This window comes from Enterobacter cloacae complex sp. CARB60, assembly GCF_036487345.1.
Classification (GTDB): domain Bacteria; phylum Pseudomonadota; class Gammaproteobacteria; order Enterobacterales; family Enterobacteriaceae; genus Enterobacter; species Enterobacter asburiae_D.
Window position 1 is genome coordinate 157,692 of record NZ_JAZKLC010000002.1, and the last position, 14,246, is coordinate 171,937.

The 14,246-nt window shown below is 59.6% G+C and carries 16 protein-coding genes; 1 reads left to right on the plus strand and 15 read right to left on the minus strand.

The annotated features are described in order from the left end of the window. Window position 1: 1 nt before the first annotated feature. The 15 genes from V4835_RS01690 to V4835_RS01760 all read right to left on the minus strand — a co-directional run bounded on the left by V4835_RS01690 (window position 2) and on the right by V4835_RS01760 (window position 12,881). Window positions 2-580: a DUF3261 domain-containing protein gene (locus tag V4835_RS01690; RefSeq protein ID WP_023309529.1), complete on the minus strand. Its 579-nt coding sequence runs from the start codon at window positions 578-580 to the stop codon at window positions 2-4. Then, window positions 577-2,901 (minus strand): MMPL family transporter, encoded by a 2,325-nt coding sequence (locus V4835_RS01695; protein WP_331411075.1) that lies wholly within the window; start codon window positions 2,899-2,901, stop codon window positions 577-579. Before V4835_RS01695 ends, V4835_RS01690 begins: the two co-directional genes overlap by 4 nt. Beyond that, window positions 2,870-3,475 carry a LolA family protein gene (locus V4835_RS01700; protein ID WP_008503088.1) on the minus strand — a complete coding sequence of 202 codons (606 nt, stop codon included), beginning with the start codon at window positions 3,473-3,475 and terminating at the stop codon, window positions 2,870-2,872. Before V4835_RS01700 ends, V4835_RS01695 begins: the two co-directional genes overlap by 32 nt. Then, window positions 3,472-3,894 (minus strand): acyl-CoA thioesterase, encoded by a 423-nt coding sequence (locus tag V4835_RS01705; protein WP_023309526.1) that lies wholly within the window; start codon window positions 3,892-3,894, stop codon window positions 3,472-3,474. Before V4835_RS01705 ends, V4835_RS01700 begins: the two co-directional genes overlap by 4 nt. Before the next feature lie 3 nt (window positions 3,895-3,897). Beyond that, window positions 3,898-5,589: a glycosyltransferase family 2 protein gene (locus V4835_RS01710; protein WP_331411076.1), complete on the minus strand. Its 1,692-nt coding sequence runs from the start codon at window positions 5,587-5,589 to the stop codon at window positions 3,898-3,900. Continuing rightward, on the minus strand, window positions 5,580-5,933 hold the full coding sequence (locus tag V4835_RS01715; RefSeq protein WP_033146841.1) for an ApeI family dehydratase: 354 nt from the start codon (window positions 5,931-5,933) through the stop codon (window positions 5,580-5,582). Before V4835_RS01715 ends, V4835_RS01710 begins: the two co-directional genes overlap by 10 nt. Then, complete coding sequence (locus tag V4835_RS01720; protein WP_331411077.1) at window positions 5,920-7,281, minus strand: AMP-binding protein; 1,362 nt, start codon at window positions 7,279-7,281, stop codon at window positions 5,920-5,922. Before V4835_RS01720 ends, V4835_RS01715 begins: the two co-directional genes overlap by 14 nt. Then, window positions 7,274-7,861, minus strand: a complete 588-nt coding sequence (locus tag V4835_RS01725; protein ID WP_331411078.1) for a hypothetical protein — start codon at window positions 7,859-7,861, stop codon at window positions 7,274-7,276. Before V4835_RS01725 ends, V4835_RS01720 begins: the two co-directional genes overlap by 8 nt. Before the next feature lie 6 nt (window positions 7,862-7,867). Beyond that, window positions 7,868-8,119, minus strand: coding sequence for an acyl carrier protein (locus tag V4835_RS01730; RefSeq protein WP_063144263.1), 252 nt, complete (start codon window positions 8,117-8,119; stop codon window positions 7,868-7,870). Window positions 8,120-8,131: 12 nt separating this feature from the next. Beyond that, on the minus strand, window positions 8,132-8,389 hold the full coding sequence (locus V4835_RS01735; RefSeq protein WP_008503081.1) for a phosphopantetheine-binding protein: 258 nt from the start codon (window positions 8,387-8,389) through the stop codon (window positions 8,132-8,134). Then, a complete protein-coding gene (locus V4835_RS01740) occupies window positions 8,370-9,185 on the minus strand; it encodes a lysophospholipid acyltransferase family protein (RefSeq protein ID WP_331411079.1) in 816 nt (271 codons plus the stop codon). The genes V4835_RS01735 and V4835_RS01740 overlap by 20 nt, the downstream gene beginning before the upstream one ends. Beyond that, a complete protein-coding gene (locus V4835_RS01745; RefSeq protein WP_331411080.1) occupies window positions 9,182-9,904 on the minus strand; it encodes a beta-ketoacyl synthase chain length factor in 723 nt (240 codons plus the stop codon). Before V4835_RS01745 ends, V4835_RS01740 begins: the two co-directional genes overlap by 4 nt. A 67-nt stretch (window positions 9,905-9,971) precedes the next feature. Next, window positions 9,972-11,036 (minus strand): class I SAM-dependent methyltransferase, encoded by a 1,065-nt coding sequence (locus V4835_RS01750; protein WP_063144261.1) that lies wholly within the window; start codon window positions 11,034-11,036, stop codon window positions 9,972-9,974. Window positions 11,037-11,105: 69 nt separating this feature from the next. Further along, the gene (locus V4835_RS01755) at window positions 11,106-11,495 is read right to left on the minus strand and encodes a hypothetical protein (protein ID WP_121426138.1); all 390 of its coding nucleotides are present in this window, start codon (window positions 11,493-11,495) and stop codon (window positions 11,106-11,108) included. Between the two features lie 336 nt (window positions 11,496-11,831). Beyond that, a complete protein-coding gene (locus tag V4835_RS01760; RefSeq protein WP_331411081.1) occupies window positions 11,832-12,881 on the minus strand; it encodes an AI-2E family transporter in 1,050 nt (349 codons plus the stop codon). A gap of 145 nt (window positions 12,882-13,026) precedes the next feature. Here V4835_RS01760 and V4835_RS01765 point away from each other — a divergent pair, with 145 nt between their 5' ends. Beyond that, window positions 13,027-14,244: an MFS transporter gene (locus V4835_RS01765; protein ID WP_331411083.1), complete on the plus strand. Its 1,218-nt coding sequence runs from the start codon at window positions 13,027-13,029 to the stop codon at window positions 14,242-14,244. The last annotated feature ends 2 nt before the right edge of the window (window positions 14,245-14,246 follow it).

The window sequence follows — 14,246 nt, forward strand, 5'->3', positions numbered from 1 at the left end:
CTCAGTCACCCAGATATTGAATGGTGATGTGGTATTTGAACACGTGCTGCTCGATGCTGATCGGCTCGCGCTTGCCTTTGCGCTGCAGGTAGACAATCTCCGTCACCAGCTTGCCGCTGGCGTTGCGCAGCTCGCGTCGATCGCCATTGTCCGTTAACGTCCAGCCCTTCGGCAACTGCGGCTGCCAGGCGCTAATCGGCCAGTGGCTGAGCATTACGTCGGCCAGCACCTGGCTGGCGGGCGGCAGCTGCGGCACGACGATCGACTGCTCGGTATGAATACCGGTCTCATCGTACGTCGCAAGGAACAGACGAATGCCCACGGAAGAGAGCCCGGCCAGCGTCACCTTATGCGCATCCGCGTTGAGCATCACCAGCAGAGACTGCGTTTGTCCGTTAAAGCTGCCGGTCAGCAGCTGTTGGGAGCTGACCGCCGGGCTAATGCCGGGTGGCGGAAGAGTAACTTTCGTTCCCGGCTGGAGCCAGGCCTGGGGACGCGTCTCTTTGGTATCGGTCGAATGGCTGCAGCCTGCCAGCAGCAGCGCCGCGGCCAGCGCGACGGCGCGGTAAAAAGCGTTCATTTACGTTTTCTCTCTTTCTTATCCGGCATCGCCAGCGGAGCCAGCAGGAAGGCGGTAAAAATACCGCTCACCAGCACGATACCAAAGCTGCTGATGGCCTGGGTGGCGCTGAAGACGAGCATGCCCAGCGTGAGCAGCGTGGTCATCATGGCCAGCGTAATCGCCAGCATTGAGGTCAGCGGCGTACCGCGCGGGTTGCTGAAAAACAGCGTGTAGTTAATGCCAATGCCGAGCACCAGTACCAGCGCCAGCAGTGAAAACAGGTTCACCGGGTGGCCCGTTGCGGCCAGGACCGCCAGCCCGCAGCTCAGCGACAGCACGGATGGCACCAGGCTTATCAGCCCTTTACGCCAGCCGAGGCGCAGCATTGCCCCGCAGGCAATCACCGCCAGCGCGGCAAACAGTAGCCCCGTCAGCAGCGTGCGATAGAGGGCAAACAGGCTGTCAAAGCTGGCTTTGCGATCGACCCAGACGACGCCGTCATGGCCCGCGGCCAGTTCACCGAGGAGCGCGCTGTTTTTCGCGCCGTCCACCGGCACCAGCACGCCGCTTTCCCCGTCGGGCAGGGTCAGCCAGAGCAGACGCCAGCCTTCGCTGGCCGGGCTTTTAAGCCACGCGTCCACGCTGATCGGCATGGCGTCGAGATTCGGGGCTACGGTATTAAGCCCGGCGCTTTTCAGCACGTTGGTTACCGCAGGGGCAGCGTCGCGCAGCAGCGTAAGGTCGCTTTTCTGCCGGGCCAGCGAGTTCAGCGGCAGGGTACGCCAGCGGGCAATCTCTCCCGCTTTTTGCGCCTCCGCCAGCGCCGGGGTAAAGGCTTCCAGCCGCTCCAGCGTTTGCTGAGGCGAGGCGCCATGGACCACAAACCATTTCTGATCGACGCTCTGTCCGGTCAGGGCGGTAATGGTCTTCTCCTGCGCCAGAATATCCTTCGGCAGGGCCTGAAGCTGGGCGATGTCGTCGTCCACCCTCAGGGTGCTCATCCCCACGGCGGAGAGCAGCGCCAGCGCGACGGGCAAACCAACGGACAATTTTTTATTGCGTCGCCAGGCGGCCAGCCAGCGCAGCATCAGGACCATCAGCGGGACCGGGCGAACCGGTAAACCTCGGCACAGCCACGGATGCCAGAAAATCACCGTCAGGCAGGAGGCGCTCAGCCCCACGGCGGCGAACACCGCCATCTGGCGGATCCCGGGGAAGGGGGCCAGCATCATAATCAGGTAGGCGGCAACGGTCGTCAGCAGCGCCAGCAGCAGCGCATTGCGCACTTTCGCCAGGCTTTGCCAGGGGGAGTGCTCCGCGCCGTGCACCATCCGTTCGGTCAGGTAGTAGAGCGTATAGTCGGCTGAAATACCGATGATGCTCATGCTCATCACCAGCGTCATCAGGTGCAGTTCGCCAAAGAGCAGCAGCGTTACCACCGTGCCCGCCAGCGCGCCGATGGCAATCGAGAGCACGCTCAGCAGCAGCGGGCGCAGAGAGCGGAACACCGCCACGATGAGCAGGAACACGCCAAGCAGGGTGGCGATGCCCAGCGTCGAGACGTCGCGTTTGGCCTGCTGGCTGGCGTAATCGCTGTAGAACACGGTCCCGCGCGAGAGCAGCTGCGCCTGCGGGTAACGGGCTTTTAGCGTCTCCTGCAGCGCGTTAAGCGTCGTCACCAGCCGGTGGGTCTGCTGCATATCAAATGACGAGCCCGCCAGTTCGCCGTGAAGCAGATACCAGTAGTTTCCCGCCTCATCTTTTGTGACCAGCCAGCCGTCCATCAGCCGCAGCTTCTGGCCGTTTTGCGCCAGCGCGAGCTGGGAGCCGCGCATCAGCATCAGGGGATCGTTTTGCAGCTCTTTGCCGCTGACGCCGGAAAAGGCCGAATAGAGCTGAGATAAAATCCACTGCGCCTGTGCTTCTCCGCCGTTTTGCAGGCGGGCGCGGGTGGCGGGATCGATCAGGCCATTGCGGTGCTGCCAGAAGAACTCTCCCCAGGCCTTTTGCCCGGCGGCGTCCATTGGGCCTTTGACCTCGCTGAGCGCGTCGCTGCTTTGCAGCAGCGTCAGCCACTGCTGCGCCACGCGCGGATCCGGCTCTTTGCCGGGGCTGACCAGCCAGACCAGCTGGCGGTCGAGACGCTGCATAAATCCGTCGTTGAGCGCCGGCGGGATCGCCCCCAGCGTCTGTTTCGGCAGCATGGCCAGCACGCTGCTGTTCAGACGCGCGCCGGGCAGCAGCGACAGCAGCACGCCCAGCAGAATCAGGCATAGCGTGGCCCACAGCAGCGCCGGGCGCAGGGATTTACGGTGCGGCAAAGCGTTGGCGTTCGTCATCGGTCAGGCTGGCGGGCGTCAGTTGGTGGCGTGAAAGGGCGATATCGGTACGGTCGCCCTGTTTGTCGTTCAGACGAATCGTCTCCAGATAGGTCGCCCCGCCCAGATCGAGGGTGGCGAAAATCTTGTCCAGCGGCGTCGTTTTTGGCGTAAGCACCAGCGACCAGCGCCCCGCGCCCAGGTCTTTAAAATCGATGCGGAAGTTCTCTTCAAGCACCTTGCGGTCGGCCTGGAACAGGGCCCGCAGAAGATGGTTGAACTGGAACATCTGCGGATTATTGTCGGCAGTGATGGTTTGCGGCGGCTGGCCGTTAATTGCCTGAACCATCCGCTTGTCATCGAGCAGGAGCGTCATCGGGAACGGCGCTTTTTGATCCCACAGCAGGCCGCTGTCGCGGGCGATCAGCATCTCGCCCTGCGAGCGCAGCGGCTGCGGCATATCTTTTATCGTGCGAACCTGTTCGAAGTGCGCGCGCACGACGGGCTGCTCGGTGAAGCGCTGCTGCAGTTCATCCAGCGTCACGGCGCTGACCAGCGGGCTGACGATCAGCGCCAGCAAAGGCAACCATTTCATGGCGTCACTCCCATTCGTTCAAACAGTATTGCCGGGCTCACAAAGCACATTTCGCGGGTAGCTTCTTCTACCGCTACCTGGATGGTGTAACCGGTCGTGGTGCGTTTGCCGGTCTGCGCATCGAAAATTTGATAGGCAATGCGCAGGCGGTTTTCATACTCTTCAACGTGCGCGCGGACGCGAATGCGCTGCTCAAAGGTCACCGCATCGCGGTATTTCACCCGGGTATCGACGACGGGCCAGACGTAGCCGGAGGCCTTCATCTGGCGGTAGCCATAGTCAAACTGATTGAGCAGCGCCTCGCGGGCGATCTCAAAGTAGCGGAAATAGTTACCGTGCCAGACCACGCCCATCATATCGACGTCGTGGAACGGAACGGTGATCTCGACTTCAGTCGTAAAGCGGGGATCGGTCAGCACCCTCTACTCCTTCTCTCTGGACTCTGGCAGATGCCAGAAATCGAAAAAATTAAACCAGTCGAGCGGCGACGTGAGGGCGTAATGCTCCAGCCGCTGCGCGTAGCGATCGACGGTATCCTGCAGCGCCTGCTGGCGTTCACCGCGTGGCAGCAGCAGCGGGTCGGCAAACGGCTCGCAGTGCAGGGTGAGCTTCCCCTGCTGGTGCAGGGCAAAAATCAGCAGCACCGGGCAGCGCAGGATGGAGGCCAGGATAAACGGCCCCTGTGGGAACGGCGCAGGCTGGCCCATGAACGGACTCCAGATCACGCGCCACTCGCCGCCACGCTGCGGGTTCACCGCGATGCGATCCCCCACAATGGCAACCCACTCTCCGCGCTCAAGCTTCTCTTTGATGGCAATCGCGGTGTCCGGGCCGATGTCGGTAACCGACATCAAGTTCACGCTGGCCTGGGGCGCCATTTCGCTCATAATTTGCTTAAAGCGCTGGGCGTTTTCGCTGAAGACCAGGGCGTTGATGATCTTGCTGTCTTCCAGCTGAGCCAGCGCCCGGCAGGCTTCTACGTCGCCAAGGTGCGAGGCGAGCAGGAGCTTGCCCTGCGGCGCCGCGATATCTAACGCTTCGCCCGCGCCGGGGGCAAAGACCACGTCGCGATCAAACTTCAGCTCACCGCGCCAGCTGGCGACTTTATCCAGCATCGCGTTGCCGAAGCGCATAAAATGGAAAAAGCTGTTGAGCCGTGCGGGAACAGGCATGTTCCGCTGACGCAGCTCTTGCTTCACTCTCTCAATCCACTGCCGCGAGGCCTGCCGCGCCGGACGCGCGATAAGCCAGTACACGCCGATCGTCGGCCACAGCAGCACGGTAAAGGCCCGCCGCCCCAGCAGTTCCCAGACGCGCAGCATCAGGCGCATTCCCCACAGCCCCTTGACCTCCTCCTGCTGCGCCCAGTGCCGGCGGCGTCGACGGAAAAGCAGGCCGGGAATGCGGGGCAGCATGCCGAAGAACAGCCGGGTATGCATCAGGGAGATCCGCACGTTATCTTTTAACGCGTCGAAGTGGGACAGCCCGTCCTGCGGATAGGTGACGCGGGTGGGCAGAAAGACGCTGGTGTTGCCCTGCCAGTAGAGACGCACCATCACTTCGGTGTCAAAATCCATGCGTTTACCGAGCGGTTCACGCGCTGCCAGCCGCAGCGTGGGCGCGACCGGGTAGACCCGAAAGCCGCACATGCTGTCTTTAAGCTGCAGGGATAAGGTCTCAATCCACACCCAGACGTGGGTTACCCAGCGACCGTAGAGTCGCGAGCGTGGAATGGAATCATCGTAAATGGGCTGGCCGGAAATCAGCGCGTCCGGGTGGCGCTCCGCCAGCGCCAGCAGTTTGGGGATATCTTCGATGGCGTGTTGACCGTCCGCGTCGACCTGCACGGCGTGGGTATAGCCCGCGCGCGCGCACGCCTCCAGCCCCCTGATGACCGCGGCACCTTTCCCGGCGTTTTGCGCCAGACGGATCAGCGTCATCTGCGGCTGCTCCTCCGCCAGGCGTTCGAGCTCCTGACGGGTGATCGCTTCGCTGCCGTCATCCACCACCAGGCACGGCAGGCCGAACGGGGCGAGACGCGACAGCACGCTGGCGATCATGGCGCCGTGGTTGTAGCACGGGATCAGCACGCAGGGGCGAAAGATCACTGACATAGACGAATTTTTCCGCTGCTGGCGGTATGGCGTTCCGCCCCGGCGTGACGCTGGTAGCTGAAGGTCAGCATCTGACGTTCGGCATGCCACTCAAGCACCAGCGTCACCGTGGTTTCCGGCAGCAGAGGCGCCTGAAACTTCACGTTTTGAATGCTGTGAAAGCGGTAGCCCGGTGCCAGTAAGGTCGTGGCGTAGTGCATCACCCAGTCAAGCTGCGCAACGCCGGGCAGCAGCGGCTGTACGGCAAAATGGCCCTGAAACCAGAACAGCGCCGCGTCGAGATGCAAAATGATTTCCAGCTTCTCCGGCTGTGTCTGGTGGCGCTCAATTTCATGAATTTTCATGAAATAACTCCTCTAACTGCGCATAGACACGCTTGTTCATACTGTTTACCGGCATTTCATCGACGATACGCCAGTAGCGTGGAACGGCGACCGGCTCAAGCCACGGCAGCAGGGCGCGACGCCAGGCGAACTCCTGCGCTTTTTTATCCTGCATATACCCGCGCTGACGAACCGCTTCGTCCAGGACCAGCAGCGCGCCAATCCCCTGACGGCCTCCGCGCGTGACCGGCAGTACAGCCGCTTCGCAAATGCCGTCGAGCTCCAGCAGGCGACGTTCGATCTCATTAAGCGAGATGCGCTTTTCTTCAATTTTGACCACCCGCCCGCGACGACCGGCGATGCTGAACAGCCCCTCGCTGTCGAAGTGGAGGATATCGTCCAGCTGGAGCCCTTCTTCCTCATGGATCAGTGGCGACGTGACGCGACAGGCTTCCTCTTCCTGATGGAAGATAACGCCGGGGAACGCCAGCCACGGCACGTTATCCTGCTGGCGATGGCGCCAGGCGAGGATCCCGGTTTCGGTACTGCCATAAATTTCGTCCGGCCAGATGTTAAGCCAGCCCGCGGTGGTGGAGACGTCACACCAGGGCAGCATTCCGCCTGCTGAAATCAGCATCCTGACGGGCGGCGCGGCCAGCTCGGTATCCAGGCGCTTCAGAAACGCCGGGCTGCTGATGAACAGGTAATGCCTGTCATGAGGAAGGGCGGCCAGCTGCTCTGCGTAGTAGAGCATCGCGGCGTGCAGCGGCAGGCCCAGCGCCATCGGCAATACGATGCGGAATGTCAGACCGTACAGGTGTTGCGGTACGACCGAGGCGACAACGCTACAGCCGGCCAGACGATCGCCGAAGCGGTCTGCCAGCAGACGGGCTTCGCGATCCAGACTGACGATGGGCTTAATCACCCGGCGCGGGGTACCCGTGGAGCCGGAGGTGAACAGCTCAACGAAGCGGCTTTCGTCAATCTCCGGCAGGGGTGCCCAGCGGCTAGCCGTCTGATGGCTGGAGGCCACCACGATCAGCTTCCCATGGAAATCGAGTGTTCGATCGCTCAGAACGCCGCTAAACAACGCCTGCTGTTCTTCAAGCTGCGAGACGCGGCTATGGCCGGGAATGACCGGCGTTTTACCGGCGTGCAGCGAGGCCAGCAGCGCAACAATAAACAGGTAGCTATTTTCAAAGCACAGCGCCCAGCGCTCGCCTTCCTGCTGACGCAGGGTGTCGACCAGCAGGGTCACGTCGTGGCGCAGCTGGCCCAGCGTCCAGGTACGATCGTCAAGCCAGGCAACGGGCGTGTCTTCAGGGCGCGGCGCGTTTAACCACTGGCCCAGCGGAAGGGGGTTAGTCATTGTGCATCTCTTTTTTTATCACCCGCTGGCGCACCAGCCACTCTGTCGCCATCAGCGTTCCCATCAGAATGTAGGCCACCATACCGTTCCACAGCGTCCACAGATGCATGTCGCCGTGGAGGACGGTGAACAGCGCCATCGCGCCGTTACCGATGAAAAAGCCGCACCAGACGAGGGTCACCCTGCGGGTATAGCGCACGCCTGCGGGGGGCAAATTTGGCTCGCGCAGGCGAGCCAGCCGTTCGACAAGCGGCATCGCGGTCCACAGCGAACCCCCGAACACGGCCAGCATCACCAGGTTGACGACCACCGGGTAGAGCAGCAGCCACTGGTGGGCTTTCAGCAGGTAGCTGGCCGCGCAGAGCGCGATACCCGCCAGCGCCACGCACTGCACCACATACCGCATCGGGCCAGCGTTCCGCTGCGCCTGGCGTAGCCGCAGCAGCAATACCAGCGCCATCACCGGTAACAGCCACTGCAGGCTGTTGTGCGTCAGCCCAAATCCAATCAGGAAGGGCCATGCCAGCAGCATCAGCCCCGTCAGCAGTGGGATGACCGGGAACGTCCGTCCACCACGCACAGTGTCTTACTCTTCGCGCAGAAGCTGTTCGACGGCGTCTACCACATCCTGAACGGTACGAACCGATTTAAAGGTTTCCGGTTTGATTTTCTTGCCCGTTTTTTTCTGCAGATGAACAATCATGTCCACCGCATCAATGCTGTCCAGCTCCAGGTCTTCGTAAAGACGGGCTTCGGGCGAAATATCCTGCGGGTCGATTTCAAAAAGCGTGGTCAGAAGACCACAGACTTCCTGATAAATGGTTTCTTGTTCGGTCATCGTGATTACATCTCAGGCGCGTTGAGCGTTAATAAAGGACGCCAGCGTGGCGACGGAAAAGAAGTGCTGGCGCATCTCTTCGCTTTCGGCGGAAAGCACCACGCCGTACTGGTTTTTCACGGCCAGACCCAGCTCCAGCGCGTCGATAGAGTCGAGACCCAGCCCATCGCCAAACAGCGCGGCATCGGTATCAATATCCTCTGCGGTAAGCTCGTCCAGATTCAGCGTGGTGATAATGAGATTCTTAATTTCAAGATAAAGCGCTTGCATCATTAATTCCTGACAAAGATTGAAGGCCTGATGTTAATCGATGCTGTAGATGCCGGTTTAACTGCCTTGCCGCCAGCGCCGGTTCTTGTTCATTTGCATCGTAAAATTCGTCGATGTGCACGCGGTCGCGGACATCCACGGTGAAGACAGGTTTTTCTGGCGGTACATCATACCAGTGACTTTTTTTATCCAGCAGGTGTTCGCTGCAGTGGATCAGCACCACCCGCAGATCGCTGTTACAGCGCACGGCGATATTTGCCGCGCCGCGCTGGAGGGAGATAGCCTCGCCAAACCGGGTACGCGTGCCTTCCGGGAAGATTAACAGCGTGTCGCCCTGAGCCAGACGCTGCTGGCTGGCCGCGAGCAGGGGCTCGGCTTCGCTGTTAATCAGGTAGTCCGCCGCGCGGATGACCCCGCTGACAAACGGGTTGTGCAGCAGCGCGCTCTTCACCAGACAGTCGGTTTCCGGCATCACCGACGCCAGAATCACGTAGTCAATTAACGTGGGGTGGTTAGCCACCACCAGACAACCCCGATCGCTGCGCAGCGCGTCAAGATTGTGAATGCGATAGTCCAGCACTCCAAGGCTGCGAGCAACCGTCAGGAAGAAGCGGAAGCTGGCCGCAATGCTGCGACGCGCCAGGCGACGACGGCTGGCGCGGTCGCGCTGGACGATCAGCAGCAGGTTGAACCAGACCAGCGACAGCAGCAGCCCGCCCACGCCAAACAGCGCGAAGCAGAAGCCGGTCATCGCCAGACGCCATAACCAGTTGATACGGGCGGCCAGGCGGTTCATGCGCGCGTCCATTGCCACAGCAAACGTTCGCCGGGCACCACAAACTGACGTTCCTCGCTGAGATAGCGTTGCAGGAACATCAGGCTTTGCGGCAGGGCAGGTTCTTCACCCGTGCTGCCGCTGCGGGTTTCACACTGCAATCCGTGGCCGGATTCAATCACCAGCGCCAGCGCGTACGGCCAGGTGGGCATCTGCGGCGGTAGCGCCGGATGGTAAAATTCCGGCAGCGCGCCGTCAAAATCGACCAGCAGTACGCGGGAATAGCCCGCATGCAGCAGGCTCAGCACTTCACATAAGGCCTGCTGGAAGGTGTCCAGCCCGGCAGAAATGGATGACGAGACGATGGTCTGGCGTGCGGTAATCGTAAGATTGCCCACCGCGGAATTGTGCACGGACATGGCGAAGTCGGTGGGGGAAACGGACTGCCCGGTCGCCAGAGCATGCAGAATACGGTAGTTGCGCTCCAGCTCGCCGTGGCGGCTGGCATAGACGACGGCATCAATGGCGTGGTTTTGCAGCATGGCGAGACCAATGTCCACCGCCAGCTTACTGCCTGAATTGAGGCGGCGCGCGGTCATCATGGGTAGAGCGGTCAGCCGGGGAAGCGGGGCCGCTGGGTCAACGGCCAGCTGCAGGCGCGACCACGCCTGCCACTCTGTGGCATCGCTGAGTCCTGGCGCTCTCGCCTGCCAGTCGATAATGTTCAGTGAAAATTTCATCTACGCGCGTCCGCGAAAAAAACCGTATTCAAAGGGCAGGCTGGGCCACCCGGGCAGCTAAGCTGCTCTATTGTTCACGTCTGGTGCATATCAGCAGGGTATGACCGACCCCAAGATTGTCCAGCCGCTGTTCAACGCTGAAACCTGCGCTCTCCAGGTAGCGATAAAACTTCTCTACGCTGTAAAACCGGCTATTGCCATTCGCCATACAGGTGAAATAGAGCGAGGTGGCATTCAGGCTGAAAGAGGCCGCTTCAAATTTCTGGGCATCCCAGAAAAGCTCCATGATGCACAAACGTGCGCCTGGCTTCATGACCTGTGCGACGCGCGTCAGCATGGCGACAATCTGATCCGGAGAGAAACAATCCAGGAACTGGCTCATCCACCAGACGTCGGCGTCACCCGGCAATGCTGCTGGGCTAAGCATATCGACAGCATGGAATGCAATACGATGAGAAAAACCTGCTTTTGCGATGTTTTCCTGCGCCAGCGCTATCTGCTGCGGCAGATCGAGGATCGTCACGGCAACATTTTCGTCATAGCGGCAGCAGCGTAACGACCATTTACCCGTATTTCCGCCCACATCGTACAATTTTGTCGGCGAGCTTGCGAATATATATGGCAAAGCAGCGTCAAAAGCGGCGTCAGAATAGTAATGGTCAAAGGCGAACCAGCTCTCTTTCGCCGGAGCCGGTAATTGGGATAACGCCGGATAGATGGTTGGCCAGTTGCCAAACACGGCTAATCCGGCTGGCTTTTCTTCCTGCAGGGCGTCCGCCAGGTGAAATAGCCCCTGATAACAAACGTCCTGAGTAAAATCCATATTTACGCGGGTCATTTCATCGTGCAGTAAAAAATGGCCCACTTTTGCCAGAAAATAACGTCCATTCTGTTGGGTAACGATTCGACCGCTTAATCCCATATCCAGCAGTACGCTGACGCCATAGCCGCCGAGCGTGCTGTGTTCGGTTATTTCCTCGAGGCTGGCACCCTGTTTACCTTGTTTATCGAGCCAGGCGAGAACGCCTGAGTTACGCAGACAAAGCGCAGTCTGGAATAACATCGGGGCAAAGGCAATGCGTTGCGCTTCGGTAATGGCATCCAGTGCGCTGAGAGTGTCCTTTTCGTACATTACTGCGTAACCTTTTAGGGCAATAAAGAGACGTTATCGGGCCATACGCGGCCCGACTTTAGAAAAATATTACAGCGCGGCACCGGCGGAGAGGTTCAGCTGAATATCGTGGTCGAGGTTATTCACCCAGCGGTTATAATTTTTGTGAATTTTACCGTCTGCCGCTTTCAGGTTAAGGCTGTTTTCATAGTTGATTGAATAGCTTGTTGCCGTATACGGAATACTCACCTGAACCGAGTGGTCGCGTGACTGCAGACGTCCCTTAATCACTCCCGGGCCCGCTTCCGTCATGATCCAGTCACGTTTTTGGCCTGCTTTCAAAATTGCCGTTTTTACCTGATCGGCAGTATGACCCGCGCTGACAATAGAGTGAACCTGGGCGATTGGGGCGGTACGCGCGCAGCCTGCCAGTGCGCCAACGAATACGGCAGCAGCACACCATTTAACGATCTTTTTCATCAACAACTCCATATCAATAATAACAATTAAAGGTAGTGGTTTTTACAAATAATATTCATCCGGCATATTGTTTGCGCTAGATGTATTTTTAATCAATATTAATGTTTGCATTACGTTGACGCGAAGGCGGGGATAATAACATGGAAAATAAATAAGAATTTCATTTTTTATAATTTGCGTTAAATCATGAGTTGCGTTTCAACATAATGCGCGTGGCGTAAATAAAGACAGGGCGAATATCGCCTTAACGCAAATAAAAATACCGCGACGGATTAGGGTCGCGGTAATTTACGGCGTATGACTGACGGTTTAAACCTACCCGTACGGGTAGGCCGGTTATCCGGGTAGCCGGCTTTTCGGCCTCCCCGGCCCGAGCAGGATCGCCAGCTTGCTGCCGCCTTTGGTGGTTTCCATCCAGATTTTACATACGCTGGTCAGGGGGACCGACAGCAGCATACCGACCGGTCCCAGCAGCCATCCCCAAACCAGTAAGGATAAAAACACCACCAGCGTCGACATGCCCAGCCGGTGTCCCATCATGCGCGGCTCAAGAATATTGCCCAGTACCATATGCACGACGAGGAACAGCGCGCCGACCAGCATACATTCGTAGAAGCCGTTAAACAGAAACGCCTGAATCATCGGCGGCACGGCGGAAAGCACCGCGCCAATATTGGGCACGTAGTTCAGCAGAAAGGCCAGTACGCCCCACATCAGCGCGAACTGCACGTCCATCAGCATCAGCCCCAGCCAGACAATCACCCCGGTCCAGACGCTCAGTAGCGTTTTCAGCGCCAGGTATTTGGAGACGCCCTTCAGTGCCCGGTGTAAGCCAGCAATGTGGATTTGTGGATTGTTCAGTGCAAAGCGCAGCTTATAGGGGACGTGGCGGACTTCGAACAGCATAAACACCACCGTCATGACCAGCAGCAGAATACTGGCCATCGCGCCGGAAAGTCCTGTCATCAAGGTGGTGGCGTAGGTCATGACCTTCTCGGAGTCCATCCTGCGCAGCATCCGTTCGGGTGAGATATGCAGATTAAGGAAGGGCACCATCTCCTGCAGCGCGACAATCTTACGCGTCAGCTCTTTGTTGTACTGCGGCAGCATGGTGGAGAATTCGCTCAGCGATGCCGCCAGCACGCCGAAAAGCGCCGTCAGGGCAATCAGCATCACGATGACGACGATGGTGATGGCTACCGGACGGCTAACGCCCCGGCGTAAAAACCAGGTGACCAGAGGATTAAGCACAATGGCAAAAAAGAGCGCCAGCAGGAGCTGGACAATAATGTCGGCGGCAGCATGGATACCCGCAAGGATAACCACCAGACAGGCGAGTTTTAATAAGATGTGGAGTCCTGCTTTGTCGGACGGGTTAGCGCTCATGCGTGTTCCTTAATATGATGACCCGGTAAGTGTAGTGCCCGGGCTCCGCTTCGTCTGGGGCCGTTAATCTGAAAGTCGGGGCTGATTTTCTTATTGCGCCGTGGTAATAGTGAAACACTGTTGTAAAAAACCCAGGTAGAACCCCATGCCCGAACCTGCCGCTGAACCGGCACTGAGCGGACTGCGCCTCAATCTGCGCATCGTTTCCGTTGTGATTTTCAACTTTGCCAGCTATCTGACCATTGGCCTGCCGCTGGCGGTCCTGCCGGGCTATGTCCATGACGTGATGGGCCTCAGCGCCTTCTGGGCGGGGCTGGTGATTAGCCTGCAATATTTCGCCACGCTCCTCAGCCGCCCGCATGCCGGGCGCTACGCGGACACGTTCGGTCCAAAAAGCATCGTGGTGGTGGGATTGTGCGGCTGTTTCCTCAGTGGGCTGAGCTACCTGCTGGCTGCCGCGACCAGCCACTGGCCGCTGGTCAGCCTGGCTCTGCTCTGCCTGGGCCGCGTCATTCTCGGCATTGGGCAAAGTCTGGCGGGAACCGGCTCGACGCTGTGGGGCGTGGGGGTGGTTGGCGCGCCGCACATTGGCCGGGTGATCTCCTGGAACGGGATTGTCACCTACGGCGCGATGGCGCTCGGTGCGCCGCTCGGCGTGGCCTGCTATGCGCTGGGCGGGCTGTATGGGCTGGCCATCACCATTATGGCGGTCGCGCTGCTGGCGATCCTCTTTGCGCTGCCGCGCCCGAAAGTGAAGGCCAGCAAAGGCAAGCCTCTGCCGTTTCGGGCGGTGCTGGGGCGCGTCTGGCCGTACGGCATGGCCCTGGCGCTGGCGACCACCGGCTTCGGCGTGATAGCGACCTTCATTACCCTGTTCTACGACGCCAAAGGCTGGGACGGCGCAGCCTTTGCGTTAACCCTGTTCAGCTGTGCGTTTGTTGGCGCGCGCCTGCTTTTCCCTAACGGCATCAACCGTCTGGGCGGGCTGAATGTGGCGATGATCTGCTTCGCGATAGAGATTGTCGGGCTGCTGCTGACCGGAATAGCGATGGTGCCCTGGGTCGCGAAACTGGGCGTGTTCCTCGCGGGTGCGGGCTTTTCCCTGGTCTTCCCTGCGCTGGGCGTGGTGGCGGTAAAAGCCGTGCCGCAGCAGAATCAGGGGGCGGCGCTGGCGACCTATACGGTGTTTATGGATATGTCTTTGGGCATTACCGGCCCGCTGGCGGGGCTGGTGATGGCCTGGGCAGGGGTTCCGGTGATCTATCTTGCCGCGGCGGGTCTGGTGGTGATTGCGCTGCTGCTGACGTGGCGGCTAAAAAAATGGCCCCCGGTGCAGGCACCGGAGGCCACGTTATCGTCGTGAAG